The organism is Pedobacter montanisoli, assembly GCF_022809115.1.
Classification (GTDB): domain Bacteria; phylum Bacteroidota; class Bacteroidia; order Sphingobacteriales; family Sphingobacteriaceae; genus Pedobacter; species Pedobacter montanisoli.
This window is the reverse complement of the sequence record NZ_JALGBH010000002.1, coordinates 1,148,656-1,164,785: the sequence shown is the minus strand read 5'-3', so window position 1 is coordinate 1,164,785 and position 16,130 is coordinate 1,148,656. Positions and strand designations below refer to the sequence as shown.

The window sequence follows — 16,130 nt, the reverse complement described above, 5'->3', positions numbered from 1 at the left end:
CTGTGATTATATCCTCAATTTCTTATTTTAGCGATATCTAAAATCATTCTAATGAATAAGAAAATAATACTGACTGCTTCCTTTTTTGGTGCCTTAGCGGTGATTTTGGGTGCGTTTGGAGCCCATGGGCTAAAGAACATACTTGCGCCTGATCAGCTTTCTATCTGGCAAAAAGGTGTTGAATACCAGTTCTATCATACTTTCGCTATCCTCTATTTATCCACTTTCGCAAGGTATAAAAACAAACTGATCAGCTTATCGTTCCTGTTTTTTTCTCTTGGCATTATATTATTTTCAGGTTCACTTTATCTTTTAGCTGTAAGAGATGTTTATCAGATATCTTTTGCCAAATATGCAGGTCCGGTTACACCAATAGGAGGCGTTTTTTTTGTTATGGGATGGATAGGCTTGTTTTTGGCTGCATTGAGAGATAAATAATGGATTTAGTGGCGTCAGATTTCACAGAAAGAGAAACACTTTTCGTAGAAGTAATATTACCCCTTTCTTTAGTAATAAATTATACTTACAGGGTACCTTATGAGCTAAATGATCATATAGCCATAGGTAAACGTGTGGTAGTACAATTTGGTAAACACAAATTATATACGGCTTTAATTAAAACAATAACAAGCATTCCGCCGGTTCATTACGAAGCTAAATATATTATTGATGTAGTAGATGAATTACCGGTTGTTAATGCAGAACAATTTAAATTCTGGGATTGGATAGCACAATATTATTTGTGTAATGAAGGCGATGTAATGAATGCTGCTTTGCCTAACGGCATGAAGCTGGCTAGCGAAACAACTCTTATTTTAAGAGAGGATTTTTCAGGAGAAGCAAATCTTACAGATAAGGAACTGTTGATTGTAGATGTACTGAGCCGTCAGCAAAAAATAACTGTTGATCAGGTAGCTAAGCTCCTGGGACAAAAAACTGTGTATCCGCTGATTAATGCACTGATCAATAAAGAAGTTGTGATTGCTGCCGAAGAAGTTGTGGAGCGTTATAAGCCTTTGTTAAAATCTTTTATTGCATTAAATCCTTTTTATAAAGACCAGCAACATTTAGAAGAGCTCTTTTCTCTATTGGAAAAAGCCCCCAAGCAATTAGATGCGCTCATGGCCTATATCAGTCTTTCGAGAAATCATGAGTATGTAGCTAAAAGTGATATTATAGAACATAGTGGATGTGGACAGGGAGCTATAAAAGCATTAACTGATAAAAATATATTTGAACTTAAACAAAAACCTGTAAGTCGTTTAAATGGTTTTGACGATGAGTTTGAAATCAATTTTAAATTAAGTTCTGCTCAAAATATAGCACTTACAACTATAGAAGAGCAGTTCCAAACAAAAGATGTAGTGCTTTTGCATGGCGTTACTGCTTCGGGTAAAACCCAAGTTTATATTAAGTTGATAGAACAAGCCATAGCCCAAGGCGGACAGGCGCTTTTTTTACTGCCAGAAATAGCTTTAACTACGCAGATTGTAGAACGAATCAGGATATATTTTGGAAATAATATAGGCGTTTATCATTCTAAATTTAACAATAACGAAAGGGTAGAAATCTGGAATAAGGTGCTGAATGGCTCTTATCAGGTTATTTTAGGTGCCCGTTCGGCTGTCTTTTTACCTTTTAACGATTTGAAACTGATCGTTGTAGATGAGGAGCACGAAACTTCATACAAACAATATGATCCTGCTCCACGTTACCAGGCCAGAGATGCAGCTGTTTATTTAGGCTATTTACATCAGGCTAAGGTTATTTTAGGCTCTGCAACCCCTTCTGTAGAGAGCTATTATAATGCAAAAAGCGGTAAATACGGTTTGGTAGAGCTTACAGAAAGATTTGGAGGTGTTTTGCTGCCTGAGCAGAAAGTAGTGAGCATAGCAGAAGAAACCAAGCGCAAAAAAATGCATTCGTATTTTACTTCTGTTCTGATTGAAGATATTGCTGAGGCATTGCAAAATAAAGAACAGGTTATTTTGTTTCAGAACAGACGTGGTTATGCTACCATTTTAATGTGTAATACCTGTGGTTATGCGCCTAAATGTGTAAATTGTGATGTAAGTCTTACTTATCATAAATCGAGCGGACAGTTGCATTGTCATTATTGTGGTTATCATCAGCATTCTGTCAATATCTGTCCTGCCTGTGGCAGTGTACATATTGAGCAAAAAGGTTTTGGTACTGAGCGGGTAGAAGAGGAACTGAGCCTCCTTTTTCCGGATATTAAAATTCAAAGACTGGATTTGGATAGTACAAGAACTAAAAATGGCATGCAGAAAATCATTGCTGATTTTCAGGATAAAAAAAGTCAGGTTTTAATTGGTACCCAGATGATTGCAAAGGGACTGGATTTTGACAATGTAAGCCTGATAGGTGTTATAAATGCCGATACTTTATTAAATTACCCTGATTTCAGGGCTTTTGAACGTAGCTATCAATTGCTGGCACAGGTTGCCGGACGTGCAGGTAGAAGGGATAAGCAGGGCAAAGTTTGCATACAAGCTTACAATGATAACCATAGAATCATTAGGCAGGTAATGGCCAACGATTACCATGAAATGTACGAAGAAGAGCTGGCAGAACGTAAAAATTATCATTATCCGCCTTTTTCGAGACTGATTTTTTTGAATGTGAAACACAAAGATGCCAATGTATTAAACGTTGCAGCGCAAAGTTTGGCAAATCAGTTAAGGGTACAACTGGGTAAAAGAATTTTAGGACCAGAGCAGCCTTTAGTTTCACGCATCAGAAATTATTACATCAAACAGATTATTGTAAAGGCAGAACGGGGTGCATCTATACAACAGATTAAACAATTAATTAAAGATACGGTTACGCAGTTTAATACCCACAAAGAGTTTAAAAGTGTATTGGTACAAATAGATGTAGATCCTTATTAGTATTTATCTACCAAATGAATTTGAATGCCAATAGAAAGCGGATTGATTAAAGTTTCGGTTTTATTGAATTTGGCAAAAGTTCTGGTATTTGCAGCGTCATTCTGGGTTCTTTCCTGGCGCTCATATGAAAAATAAAAATCCATATTACATTCTGCAAACAGACTGATTTGCTTAACAGGATTGATTTTAAGACCTAATGTAGGAGTAGCTATAAAGCCTCTTTTACTGGTAATGGTGTTAGAAGAAGTTGAGGTATTATTAACTTCATTTATTTTTCCTTTAAAATTCATTCCCCTAAAACCTAAATCAACAGCAAAATAAGGTTGGATTGCAGAGTAATTAAAGTTCTTTTCAAACCCGATCTTAGCCCAGAAATCATCCACATCCCCGGTTGCTATTTCGCAGTTGTCGCATCCGTTTTTAAAAGAAAGGTCTTTTTTAAAGTAGTAATTACCTGAAATACGTATACCGATCTGATTATCATTAAACTTAACCATTAATCCGTTTAAATACGAAGTGGTGTAATCTGAAGAATTGGTCTGATCTAAAATTTTTGGAAGCTGAAAAAGATTATAAGCTCTTACACCTATACTGTAGTTGTAGTTGCCGTCTCTTTGTGCAAAAACGGTACCCGATAAAGAAATCAACAAAGCAAAAATTAAAATCTTACGCATATAATAGGATATGTATTTAGGCAAAAATAGCTTTAAATTTCTAATTAGCGAATAGAAATGTAGCGTTATTTACGCAAAAGATCTAAGGCTCAATAAAACTACCCGGAGCAGATTTATCTAAATTTTTTAATGATTGATATAGTGAAGGTTAAAAAGATGTTAATTTTTTAGTAGTTCAAATGTTGTGTTCTTACGCAAATTAAGGCTAATTTTGTACTAAATGGCGTATAAGTTTGTAGATAATTATAGAGAAAAAGGAGCAAGGAAGAAACTGGTTGAACTGCTCAGAGAACGCGGAATATCTGATGAAAAGGTATTAAAAGCGATAGGAAAAGTTCCGCGTCATTTTTTCTTTGATGAAACCTTTTGGAGTCAGGCTTATAAAGATATTGCTTTTCCTATAGGAGAAGGCCAGACCATTTCACAACCTTATACGGTTGCTTATCAAACCGAATTACTGCATATTCAAAAAGGGGATAAAGTTCTGGAGATAGGAACAGGTTCGGGTTACCAGACCTGTATCTTAATGGAATTAGGAGCTGATGTATATACTATAGAGCGTCAGGAAAATTTATACAATCATACCATTAAAGTATTACCAGGCATGGGCTATCATGCTAATTTCTTTTTAGGCGATGGTTCTAAAGGCATTGCCGCTCATGCACCTTATAGCAAAATTATAGTTACAGCCGGAGCACCTTTCGTACCTGAGCTGCTTTTAAAACAACTCAAAATAGGCGGTATACTGGTAATTCCGGTAGGTGATGAAAAAACGCAGAAAATGCTTACCGTAATACGCGTATCTGAAAATGATTTTGAGAAAATAGAATTAGATACCTTCAGGTTTGTGCCATTGGTTGGCGATCAGGCGTGGTAAGTACAGGTTAAAATTTCATTACCCTGTTTAATTCACGTTTGGTATCTCTTTCCTTTATCGTTTCGCGTTTGTCAAACTCTTTTTTACCCTGTGCCAGTGCAATTTCGAGCTTGGCATAACCCCGCTCGTTAATAAAAATACGTAAAGGAACTATGGTAAAACCTTTTTCCTCTCCTTTAGACTTTAGTTTTTTTAGTTCTTTTTTAGTCAAAAGTAAAGCCCGGTCTCTTTTAATGTCATGCTTATAAAAAGAACTAAAACCATATTCAGAAATATGGAGATTACGTACATACAGACTATTTCCAATAAACATACAGAATGAATCGGTCATGTTGGCTTTACCCTCTCTTATCGATTTGATTTCTGTGCCCAATAAGGCAATACCTGCAACATACTTATCTAAAATGTGGTAATCAAAAAAGGCCCTCTTGTTCTTGATCTGTATTTCTCTTGACATGCTACAAATATCATTATTTTTTAGGTTTCTTCCTTATCCTTTAAAAAACTAAATTAAATATTTATCTAAATATTATTTTAGATTAATCTAAAATTTTAATTTTGTTGAATTGATTTTAAAATTTAATCGTAGTTAAAATGATTTTCAATTTCAAATTTTATAGTTTAGTAGCCTTTTTTATTATCTTGAATATGATATGCGTCAGAGCCCAAACTTATAAGCTGCAGGGCTCAGTAAGTTTTGACCATTCTAAAACCTCGTCAGTAACAATTGCTTTATCTCCTGTTAGCATGAAAGTACACACGGATACAGCAGGTAATTTTATGTTTTTAGGACTAAAAGAAGCTGTTTATCAAATTAAAGCAACTGCTATAGGTTATAAACCAGCTTTGTTTACGCTGGCGTTAAAAAGTGATACAGTCTTAAAAGAAATTGTATTAGAAGAAGATCAGGAGCAATTACAGGAAGTGGTGATAACGGGAACGCAAAAAGAAGTATCAAGATTGGAAAGTCCTGTGCCGGTAGAAATATATTCCGCCAATTTTTTTAAGCGTAATCCTGCGGCAAGTGTTTTTGAAGCACTTCAGAATATAAATGGTGTAAGACCTCAGCTAAACTGTAATATCTGCAACACCGGAGATATTCATATTAATGGTCTTGAAGGCCCTTATACTATGGTTTTAATAGATGGAATGCCTATTGTAAGTGGTTTATCAACCGTGTATGGTCTTTCAGGAATACCAACCTCAATAATTGAAAGAGTAGAAGTCGTAAAAGGCCCCGCATCCTCATTATATGGAAGTGAAGCGGTAGGAGGATTGATCAATATCATCACAAAAAAAGTAAGTAGTGCACCAAAATTTTCGGTTGATCTGATGTCTAATACGCATTTAGAACACAATGCAGATCTGGGTTTTAAACTGCAGTTAAATTCTAAGGTATCTGTTTTAACTGGTATTAATTATTTTAATTTCAATAAAATATTGGACAGGAACCAGGATCATTTTACAGATATGACCCTGCAAAACCGGATAGCTCTTTTTCAGAAATGGAACATAGAACGTAGACAGAACAGAGTTTTTTCTTTAGCAGCAAGGTATCTTTATGAAGACAGGTGGGGAGGAGAAACCCGATGGAATAAAAGTTACAGAGGTGGAGATGAAGTTTATGGAGAAAGTATCTATACCAGCAGATGGGAAATGGTAGGCAATTATCAATTACCTCTAAAAGAAAAGACATTTCTGGCATTTTCATTGACCCAACATAATCAGAACAGCAGATATGGAGAAACCTCTTATATCGCCAAACAACAAATTGCCTTCTCTCATTTAACCTGGGATAAAAAAATCAATCAACATGATCTTCTTTTTGGGGCAGCAGTAAGATATACTTTTTATAAAGATAATACTATGGCTACTAATAAGGAATATGGAAATGATCATGAAAAAGTGTGGCTGCCCGGGTTATTTGTACAAGATGAAATCAGGTTTAACCAGAAAAATACCTTATTGTTGGGTTTAAGGTACGATTACCATAGCTTGCATGGAAGTATCTTTACACCACGTTTGGCTTATAAATATAGCCTGAACCAATTTAATTCACTAAGATTTAATGCAGGTACCGGGTTTAGAGTGGTTAACATTTTTACAGAAGATCATGCAGCATTAACAGGCGCCCGAAAAGTGGAGGTAAACACTAAGATTAGACCAGAGCGCAATTATAATGTAAATGTGAATTATGCAGCTAAGATTTTTACCCCAGATGCCACTATTATAGGACTCGACGTTAGTCTGTTTTATGCTTACTTTACCAATAGAATTGTACCCGATTATGAAAGCGATGTAACTAAGATACGCTATGATAACCTCAATGGTTATGCCATCAACAAAGGAGTTACAGCTAACCTGGATCTGACCTTTACATGGGGATTAAAATTAAATACAGGTATTACCTATCAAGATGTCTCATTGGTAAATGACGGAATTAAGCAACAACAAATGCTGACCGAAAAATTTTCGGGAACCTGGTCTGTATCTTACCATATTAAACCCTTGCACTTAAAAGCTGATTATACAGGGAATATATACGGCGCCATGCGATTACCTTTATTAAGTGAGCTGGATCCTCGAAACCCTATATCGCCCGTATGGAGCATACAAAATATTCAGTTGACCTTTACAAAATTTAAGCGAGCAGAAATCTATGGTGGAGTTAAGAATCTCCTAAATTTTAATCCGGCCAAACATGCTCCATTTTTAATTTCAAGAAGCCAGGACCCTTTTAATAAGAATGTGGTATTTGACTCAAAAGGGCAGGCATTACCCACAGCAGATAATCCTTATGGTCTGGTATTTGATCCCAGTTATGTTTATGCACCCAATCAAGACATACGGTTATTTGTGGGATTTAGGTATAATTTTTAGTGTTTTGTTAATCAGTTTGTTAGACTAAATCGCTAATAAATTTAAAAAATATTAAAAATTGTGGTGAAGAAATTTTATCTTTGCACCGTTCAAACGTAAATCAGCAATGATTTCTTTTGAGAGGCCTCCATAGCTCAGCTGGATAGAGCACCGGTTTTCTAAACCGTAGGTCATAGGTTCGAATCCTATTGGGGGTACAAAGGTAAAACCTTTTCGGGATGTAGCGTAGCCCGGTATCGCGCCACATTTGGGATGTGGAGGCCGCAGGTTCGAATCCTGCCATCCCGACAAAAGCCACTGATTATCAGTGGCTTTTTCTGTTTAAATGCATTACGGACAAACAATAATTTCCTTTTCAATAAATATGAAAGTCTATTGTATCGATGCAAATCTTCTTTGTAAGTTTTAATTCTAAAAGTATATCTTTTTACTACTCAGTAATTTATTATTTTTATAAAACTGCTTGGCGAAATTCCCTGTAAATGAATAGTTCGTGAAAATTCATAGCAGATGACCTAACGAACAAACAAACAATTTTAACAGAATGGTACCGAAAGACAAAAACGAATTACTAAAAGCAATAACTGAAAACTATAAAAAGTTGACAACCGAACTTGCCAATATTCCAATTGAATTAACCGAAAAAAAAGAACTTGACGGACATTCAAAAAACACACTCATAAGTATCAATAATCTTGTTGCTTATCTTATTGGTTGGGGGCAATTGGTTTTGAACTGGAACTATAAGAAAAGCAAAGGACTTGAAATTGATTTTCCAGAAACAGGTTTTAAATGGAATGAACTCGGATTACTTGCACAGAAATTTTATAAAGACTACGAAAATGACGATTTCAAAATGCTTAATGAAAAACTTGATAAAACAACAAATGAAATTCTGAAATTAATTGAAAACAAGACGAATAGAGAGCTTTATGAAATGACTTTGTACGACAAATGGACTTTTGGAAAAATGATACAATTAAATACTTCTTCGCCATTTAAAAACGCAAAGAACAGAATACGAAAATGGAAGAAAATAAAACAGCTGAAATGACAAGAACGTTAGCCACTAACAGCGGTTTGATAAAAAAACAGTTCATCGCTTAAATAGCTTTGTGTTTCGAAATTCTATCCGAAACCACAATATACAATTTCCAACATTTATCAAAGGTTTATAGTGGACTTTAAATAAAGAAAATAAATAATCCCTTTTCACTAAAAAATATAGCAGGCTGATTGATGAATAAATGCTAGATTTTAGTAACTCTATTTAACTTTCGTACAAAAATCCGCACATGCTCCATAACTGCAAAGCCGATGAAACTAGCACGAGTACTAGAGGACACTTGTCTTTCATTAACAAGGCTTAAAATACTCTCTTTGTCGTTGTAATTTCCAATAGCTCAAATAAAACCTACCCTTGTTCTCGATTTTGGCCTTTATACATTTTGGCTAGATGATCTTCATTTGTGAAACTACTATCCAATAAGAAGGCCGATTAACTCGTGCAAATGGATTTTTAAAACTATAACTAGCTATAATCGTTATAGAAAGCATGGCTTTGATACAATTTACAAACAAAGGAATTTATTGCAGACAGGGTAATTTTTATATCGATCCATGGCAACCGGTTGATAGGGCTGTAATTACTCATGGACATGCCGATCATGCTAAATGGGGCAATAAAAGCTATCTATGCCATACCTTAACCAAGCCAATTTTAGAAGAGAGATATGGATTGTATGATAATGTAGAAACATTAGCTTATAACGAGCCAATTAACATCAATGGCGTTAAATTGAGTATGTTTCCCGCCGGACACGTGATAGGTTCAGCTCAAATCAGGTTAGAGTATAAAGGAGAAATTGTAGTAGTATCTGGCGATTACAAAACAGAATACGATGGTATCAGTACCGCTTTTGAACCTGTAAAATGTCACACTTTAGTATCTGAAAGTACATTTGGACTACCTATTTACAAATGGCAGCCGCAGCAATTCATCTTCGATAATATTGATAATTGGATAGTGGATAATCACACTAAAAACAAAACCAGCATTCTGGTTGCTTATAGTTTAGGTAAAGCACAAAGGTTAATCAAAAATTTAAAGGGGGCTGATGAAATCTTTGTGCATCGTAGCATTGCAAACCTAAATGAAGCTTTCAGAAAAGCCGGCGTTCAGTTACCAAATACCATACAAATTACTACAGAAATCAAAAAAGATGAACTACAAAAAGGTATTGTAATTGTTCCACCAGTCTTAGCAGATAGCAAATGGATTAAAAGTTTAATTAATCCAGCAGTTGGCATTTGTAGTGGATGGATGGCAGTAAGAGCAGGCAGAAGATGGCGCAGTGCCGATGCTGGCTTTGCCCTGAGCGATCATGCAGATTGGCCAGGTCTGTTAGATGTCATTAAAGCAACAGAGGCCGAAAAAGTGATGATAACCCATGGTAATACAGCAGTTTTCAGCAGGTATTTAAACGAAATAGGTATGAAGGCCGAAGAGGTTAAAACACAATACGGCGATGAAGAAGCTGAGGAAAAAGCAGAAGTAGATGTTGAAGAAAAACAGGTATAAAGAATGAAACGCTTTGCACAGTTGATACAAGAATTAGAATTAAGCAATAAAACCAATGATAAAATTGAGGCCTTAGTTACTTATTTTAATGAAGCCAATCCACTTGATAAGCCCTATGTAATTGCCATGTTTACAGGCAAGCGCCCTAAACGACCAATCACTACCACGTTAATCAGACAATGGGCAATAGAGCTTAGTGATATTCCGGAGTGGCTGTTTACAGAAAGCTATCATAGTGTAGGCGATTTAAGCGAAACGATTGCACTGGTACTACCTGTTGCAGAAAATAATATCGATAAGCCACTGCACCAATGGATTACCGAACTTACAACTCTTCAAAGTAAAACCGATGAAGAGAAAAAGCGTTACGTCCTTGACTCATGGAACAGCTTAACAACACAAGAACGTTTCATTTTCAATAAATTAATTTCCGGAAATTTTAGAATTGGTGTTTCAAATAAGATGCTGGTTAATGCCATTGCCAAGCAAAGTAAACAAGATGCCAATAAAATTATGCACAGTATAATGGGGAAATGGCAACCCAACCAAATCACTTATGAAGAATTAACTACCGGAGCACATGTAAATACCGATAATTCTTGGCCATATCCATTTTGTTTGGCCTATGCTATAGATACCGAGCCCGAAAATTTAGGTAAAACCTCAGCTTGGCAGGCCGAATGGAAGTGGGATGGTATTAGAGGACAAATTGTAAAACGTAATGGAGAATTGTTCATTTGGAGTCGGGGCGAAGAGCTGGTTACCGACCAATTTCCGGAATTACATTTTCTTAAGGATGAATTAGCAGATGGAACTGTATTAGATGGAGAAATACTTGCGGTAAAAAATGAGAATGTGCTCCCATTTAGTACATTGCAACAGCGCCTGAATAGGAAAACCATTAGTAAAAATCAATTAGAAAACGCTCCAATAGGATTTTATACTTATGATATCCTTGAGTACGAAAACAATGACATTAGAACCGAACCTTTAGTCAAACGAAGACAGCTATTGGAAAAGCTCATCAATAGGCTAATTACCAAAGGAATAGTCGTGTTATCTCCGGTTGTCAAATTTAAAAGCTGGGCAGAACTGGCTCAAATAAGAGAAAAAGCTAGAGAAATCAATAGTGAAGGAATTATGCTAAAACACCTCAATTCCATTTTTCACACCGGTAGAAAGCGAGGCGATTGGTGGAAATGGAAAATTAATCCCTACACCGTTGACACGGTGATGATTTATGCGCAGAAAGGCAGCGGACGAAGAGCCAATTTCTATACAGATTATACTTTTGCTGTTCGCGATGGCGAAAAATTGATTACAATAGCGAAAGCTTATTCAGGTTTAACGGATAAGGAAATTAAGGAAGTGAACAGTTTCGTTAATAAAAATGCTATCGAAAAATTTGGTCCGGTGCGTACTGTAAAACCTGAGCTCGTTTTTGAAATTGCCTTTGAAGGGATTGCAGAAAGCAAACGGCATAAAGCTGGTTTGGCATTACGCTTTCCACGTATTGCCCGTTGGCGTAAGGATAAAAGAGTAGAGGAAATCAATACTTTGGATGACTTAAGGGCACTCATTCCAGTTACACCTTAATCATTAAAAATTTACGTAATGAGAAAGATAAGATTAGATTGAGGCGATTCTGAATGTTTAAATGTAATAACATGCAAAAAACCAAAGGTTATAAGCAAATCATCTCTTGGCTTAAAGCAGATAAACGAAAGCCTTTCGATTTCCAGAAAGAAACCTGGCAATATTACTTAGAGGGTTATAGTGGCTTGGTAAATGCACCTACAGGTTTTGGAAAAACATTTTCTGTTTTTTTAGCTGTAGTCATTGAAGGCTTAAACCAGCCAAAACCAGTTAAGGGCTTACAACTAATCTGGATTACTCCGCTCCGTTCTCTGGCTAAAGATATAGCCCGGGCGATGCATGAAGTCGTAAGCGTTTTAGGTTTAGATTGGCATGTTGGCGTACGTAATGGCGATACTTCTCAAGCAGAAAGGCTACAACAAAAAAAGACAATGCCCGAAATATTGCTCATTACGCCAGAGAGTTTACATCTCTTACTAGCTCAAAAAGGTTCTTCTAATCTCTTCAAAAACCTACAATGTATCGTGGCTGATGAATGGCATGAACTTTTAGGAAGCAAACGAGGTGTGATGGTTGAATTAGCGATCTCAAGAATAAAAGGTTTACAGAAAGCTAATGGCAAACAACAACTGAGAGTTTGGGGCATTTCGGCAACTATTGGCAATATACAGGAAGCCTTAGATGTAATTATTCCAGAAGATAATGCTAAGAAAATCATAGTTAGAGCACAATTAGAAAAGAAAATAGAAATAAAAACCATCTTACCTGATACGATTGAAACCCTGCCTTGGGCTGGCCATTTGGGGTTGAAATTAGCCCATAAGCTTATCCCGATTATTAACCAAAGTAGAACTACCTTAATTTTCATCAATACCCGTGGTCAATCAGAAATTTGGTATCAGCACTTGTTAAATATTGAACCTGATTTGGCAGGAAGATTAGCTATCCATCATGGATCCATAGATTTTGAACTGCGCAACTGGATTGAAGACAGCCTGCACAATGGTTTGTTAAAAGCGGTTATTGCCACTTCATCTTTAGATTTAGGTGTAGATTTTAAGCCGGTAGATACGGTGGTGCAGATAGGCTCTCCAAAGGGTGTAGCTCGTTTTTTACAACGTGCCGGCCGTTCGGGACACTCGCCCTATGAAGTTTCAAAGATATATTTCTTGCCTACCCATGCCTTAGAAATAGTTGAGGGTGCCGCAATTAAGGAAGCTGCCAGAGAAAACAATATTGAAAGCAGAGAACCCTTTGTGATGGTTTTCGATACACTAGTTCAATACTTGGTTACATTGGCCGTAGGCGATGGTTTTGACGACAAGGTTATTTACCAGGAGGTGGTACAAACTCATGCTTTCAAAGAGCTTCTACCTGAAGAATGGACGTGGACAATGCAATTTATTACCTCTGGTGGCGATAGCTTAACTGCATACAACGAGTTTAAAAAAGTGGTAAAAGATGAAGATGGTTTGTGGAAAGTAAAAAGCAGACAAATTGCTCTGCGCCACCGACTTCATATTGGCACCATTGTAAGCGATGCCATGTTAAGAGTAAAGTTTCTAAGCGGAGGCTATATCGGTATGATAGAAGAATATTTCGTTTCTAAACTTAAAGCTGGCGATAGTTTCGTATTGGCAGGAAGAATTTTAGAATTCGTGCAAATAAAGGATATGACGGTATTTGTTCGTCGGAGTAAGCAGAAAAAAGCAATGTCGCCTAGTTGGTTGGGTGGTAGATTACCATTGTCATCTAACCTGGGCTCGGTATTGCGCAAAAAATACAATGAAGTACTTTACAAAAAACATCAGGATGAAGAACTTGATGTTGTTTATCCGCTTTTTCTTACTCAGCAAGAACGGTCACATGTTCCTAAAAGTGATGAACTACTTATTGAGATGATTAACAATAGGGAAGGATTTCACCTGTTTGCTTATCCATTTGAAGGTAGATTGGTACACGAAATTCTGGGTGCTTTGGTAGCTTACCGATTAAGTAAATTAGTACCCATCACATTTTCAATAGCGATGAATGATTATGGTTTTGAGTTACTGAGTGATACAGAAATACCAATGGATGATGGAATTGCTTATGAAATTTTCTCTCCTAAAAATCTAGCGGAAGATATTACTTTAAGTATCAACTCTACTGAAATGGCAAGAAGAAAATTTAGGGATATTGCCTGTATTTCCGGATTAGTTTTTCAGGGATACCCCGGAAAGTATGTAAAAAACAAACACCTACAATCTAGCGCAGGCTTGTTTTTTAATGTATTTAGTGATTTCGATAAACATAATCTACTGCTCAGACAAGCGTATGAAGAAGTATTTTATCAGCAACTGGAAGAACCTCGCTTAGCAGCAGCATTGCATAGAATACAGCAGAGTAATATCATTATCACTTATCCAAAACGTTTTACACCCTTATCATTCCCTATTAAAGTAGATAGCTTGAGAGCCAATATGAGTTCTGAAGAATTAGAAAAACGGATAGAGCGAATGAAAAAAGAGGTTTTTAAAGAATGATTCTACAGCATCATAATACATGAAAATTAGAAGTCTTATTGCGCCCTTCTCAAAGAATGGTGAAAGAATAAATTAACTTTATAGCGTGGAAATTAAAATTAGGGGAGAAGAACTTATTTTAGATAAAGAAAGAGCAATCTATTTACCAAAAGAAAGATTATTAGCAATTAGTGATTTACATCTAGGTAAAGCGGCTCACTTTCGTAAAGCCGGATTGGCAATTCCAAACACAGTTTCAAGAAATGACCTTCTAAGATTAGAAAATCTACTTCAAAAATATCAGCCAAAGCAGTTACTGATCAATGGAGATATGTTTCATAGTGATTATAATACAGAAATTGATGAATTTGCTAAGTGGAGAAAGAAATTTAATGAGGTTAGCTTTATTCTGGTAAAAGGAAATCACGATAAACAAAAAGAAGAAATTTATACAGATTTAGCTATAGAAGTTCATGAACCAAGTTATAACTGTGCTGGCTTCTGTTTTATACACGATACTATCCAATGCAGATCAGATTTATATCCGATTGGCGGACATCTCCACCCGGGAATACGCGTTTATAACAAAGCCAAGCAGGGTTTGAAATTTCCATGTTTTTATTTTGGAGAAGATTATGCCATTTTGCCGGCTTTCAGTGCATTTACGGGGCTACGGCTGCTCAAACCCAAAGAAAATGATCAGATCTTCGCTATTGTAGCCTCAAAAGTGATAAAGGTTTAATACCTCACGTTTAAACTTAAATCGCATTCTCTTTACAAACGTTAGGTCATTTAAAACTATTTTTGGTAGGTTAGTTTGTAATAGCAAGCTGTTTATCTACTAAAAACCAGAACAAGTTATTTTTTTGTCAAATTTGTAAAATACTTTTTGAGAAATATAAACGAAAATATCTTGTACAACGAACTTAAAAAAATAAAAGAAGAGTTTTACGATCGATGTGGTCTGAAACTATCTGATTTAAAACTAAATGAGGAGAGGAGCACATACAATGCTTGTTCTTTTAAGCTGAACAAATGGAATATAGAATATCGGTTGGCTAAGATTACCCCTAAAAAAACAGGTCAGTTTGTAGCCATTTGGAAACGCGGTAAAAATGGAACAACAATGCCATTTGATGTTTCAGATGATTTTGATTTCATGGTCATCACTACTATAAAAGGCAATAAAATTGGACAGTTTATTGTTCCAAAACAGGTTTTGAAAGAAAAAGGCATTATTTCGCAAAATGGAGCAGGCGGAAAACGGGGAATAAGAGTTTACCCACCTTGGGATACTACAACAAATGTGCAGGCACAAAAAAGTCAGGATTGGCAAATAAAGTATTTTTCAATCATTGAGAAAAGTCATACAAACACATGTTTAGAACTCTTGGTATGAATTGATTAATTTTATTATTCGACCAATGGAATAACAGAAGACGCTAAAATTATATATGGTAAGTATAAATCCAGAAGATTTGTGTTATGTCGTTCATCTATAAGGATAGGTATTCTGTCGATAGAGTTACTTCTCTTTTAGGATCCATGATATATTTGAAAAAGAAAAACTGTTTCTCAGCTCTGTTGAAACAAACTATTTTTTTAAAAAAAAAACTTGATAAATGCCTGAACATTTTATAATTAGAAAAGGACAACAGCATGATTTAGCCGAATTGCAAAAACTGTATGTAGAAACAATAACCACTATTTGCTATGCAGATTATGATAAACAACAAATTGAGGCATGGATCTCAGGAGTTGAAAACCTACAGCGATGGAACACAATACTGACAAAACAAATCATTTTAGTTGCTCAATATGCAGACAAGATTGTTGGTTTTGCTACACTTGACAGGGGGCATTACATTGATCTGTTCTATGTTCATAAAGATTACCAACGGCAAGGTATTGCAAATAAGCTTTATATGAACATAGAAAATATAGCAAAACAACAAAAGCAAACAGAACTCATATCAGATGTTAGTAAAACCGCAAGACCGTTTTTTGAAAACAAGGGTTTCAGTGTACAAAAAGAACAACATGTATATGTAAAAGGTGTAGAACTAACAAACTATAAAATGATAAAAGCAATATGAACAAGACAAA

At 35.8% G+C, this 16,130-nt stretch carries 13 protein-coding genes and 2 tRNA genes; 13 read left to right on the top strand and 2 right to left on the bottom strand.

The features are described from left to right. Window positions 1–51: 51 nt before the first annotated feature. Both MMF97_RS12840 and priA read left to right on the top strand, forming a co-directional pair. Entirely contained in the window at window positions 52–438 is a 387-nt protein-coding gene (locus tag MMF97_RS12840; protein ID WP_243362836.1) for a DUF423 domain-containing protein, read from the top strand. Further along, window positions 438–2,912: a replication restart helicase PriA gene (gene priA, locus MMF97_RS12835; RefSeq protein ID WP_243362835.1), complete on the top strand. Its 2,475-nt coding sequence runs from the start codon at window positions 438–440 to the stop codon at window positions 2,910–2,912. Before MMF97_RS12840 ends, priA begins: the two co-directional genes overlap by 1 nt. Here the strand turns inward: priA and MMF97_RS12830 are convergent. Continuing rightward, window positions 2,909–3,586, bottom strand: a complete 678-nt coding sequence (locus MMF97_RS12830; protein WP_243362833.1) for a hypothetical protein — start codon at window positions 3,584–3,586, stop codon at window positions 2,909–2,911. The two genes, priA and MMF97_RS12830, sit on opposite strands and share 4 nt — an antisense overlap. Window positions 3,587–3,806: 220 nt before the next feature. Between MMF97_RS12830 and MMF97_RS12825 the strand changes: the two genes are divergently transcribed. After that, entirely contained in the window at window positions 3,807–4,463 is a 657-nt protein-coding gene (locus MMF97_RS12825; protein ID WP_243362831.1) for a protein-L-isoaspartate(D-aspartate) O-methyltransferase, read from the top strand. Between the two features lie 7 nt (window positions 4,464–4,470). Here the strand turns inward: MMF97_RS12825 and smpB are convergent, their stop codons facing one another. Further along, a complete protein-coding gene (gene smpB, locus MMF97_RS12820) occupies window positions 4,471–4,920 on the bottom strand; it encodes an SsrA-binding protein (RefSeq protein ID WP_243362829.1) in 450 nt (149 codons plus the stop codon). A 137-nt stretch (window positions 4,921–5,057) separates the two neighbouring features. Between smpB and MMF97_RS12815 the strand changes: the two genes are divergently transcribed. The 10 genes from MMF97_RS12815 to MMF97_RS12770 all read left to right on the top strand — a co-directional run bounded on the left by MMF97_RS12815 (window position 5,058) and on the right by MMF97_RS12770 (window position 16,120). After that, entirely contained in the window at window positions 5,058–7,343 is a 2,286-nt protein-coding gene (locus MMF97_RS12815) for a TonB-dependent receptor (protein ID WP_243362827.1), read from the top strand. Between the two features lie 123 nt (window positions 7,344–7,466). After that, window positions 7,467–7,540, top strand: a tRNA-Arg gene (locus tag MMF97_RS12810). A 17-nt stretch (window positions 7,541–7,557) separates the two neighbouring features. Then, window positions 7,558–7,631: transfer RNA gene (locus tag MMF97_RS12805), tRNA-Pro, on the top strand. A gap of 256 nt (window positions 7,632–7,887) precedes the next feature. After that, window positions 7,888–8,397, top strand: a complete 510-nt coding sequence (locus tag MMF97_RS12800; RefSeq protein ID WP_243362825.1) for a ClbS/DfsB family four-helix bundle protein — start codon at window positions 7,888–7,890, stop codon at window positions 8,395–8,397. Between the two features lie 501 nt (window positions 8,398–8,898). Next, the gene (locus MMF97_RS12795; RefSeq protein WP_243362823.1) at window positions 8,899–9,924 is read left to right on the top strand and encodes a ligase-associated DNA damage response exonuclease; all 1,026 of its coding nucleotides are present in this window, start codon (window positions 8,899–8,901) and stop codon (window positions 9,922–9,924) included. A 3-nt stretch (window positions 9,925–9,927) separates the two neighbouring features. Then, window positions 9,928–11,520: an ATP-dependent DNA ligase gene (locus MMF97_RS12790; RefSeq protein WP_243362822.1), complete on the top strand. Its 1,593-nt coding sequence runs from the start codon at window positions 9,928–9,930 to the stop codon at window positions 11,518–11,520. A 71-nt stretch (window positions 11,521–11,591) separates the two neighbouring features. Continuing rightward, the gene (locus tag MMF97_RS12785; protein WP_243362821.1) at window positions 11,592–14,045 is read left to right on the top strand and encodes a ligase-associated DNA damage response DEXH box helicase; all 2,454 of its coding nucleotides are present in this window, start codon (window positions 11,592–11,594) and stop codon (window positions 14,043–14,045) included. A gap of 85 nt (window positions 14,046–14,130) precedes the next feature. Continuing rightward, a complete protein-coding gene (gene pdeM, locus MMF97_RS12780; RefSeq protein WP_243362820.1) occupies window positions 14,131–14,766 on the top strand; it encodes a ligase-associated DNA damage response endonuclease PdeM in 636 nt (211 codons plus the stop codon). 171 nt (window positions 14,767–14,937) lie between these two features. Then, window positions 14,938–15,423: a MepB family protein gene (locus MMF97_RS12775; protein WP_243362819.1), complete on the top strand. Its 486-nt coding sequence runs from the start codon at window positions 14,938–14,940 to the stop codon at window positions 15,421–15,423. Between the two features lie 223 nt (window positions 15,424–15,646). Beyond that, window positions 15,647–16,120 carry a GNAT family N-acetyltransferase gene (locus MMF97_RS12770; protein WP_243362818.1) on the top strand — a complete coding sequence of 158 codons (474 nt, stop codon included), beginning with the start codon at window positions 15,647–15,649 and terminating at the stop codon, window positions 16,118–16,120. Window positions 16,121–16,130 lie beyond the last annotated feature (10 nt).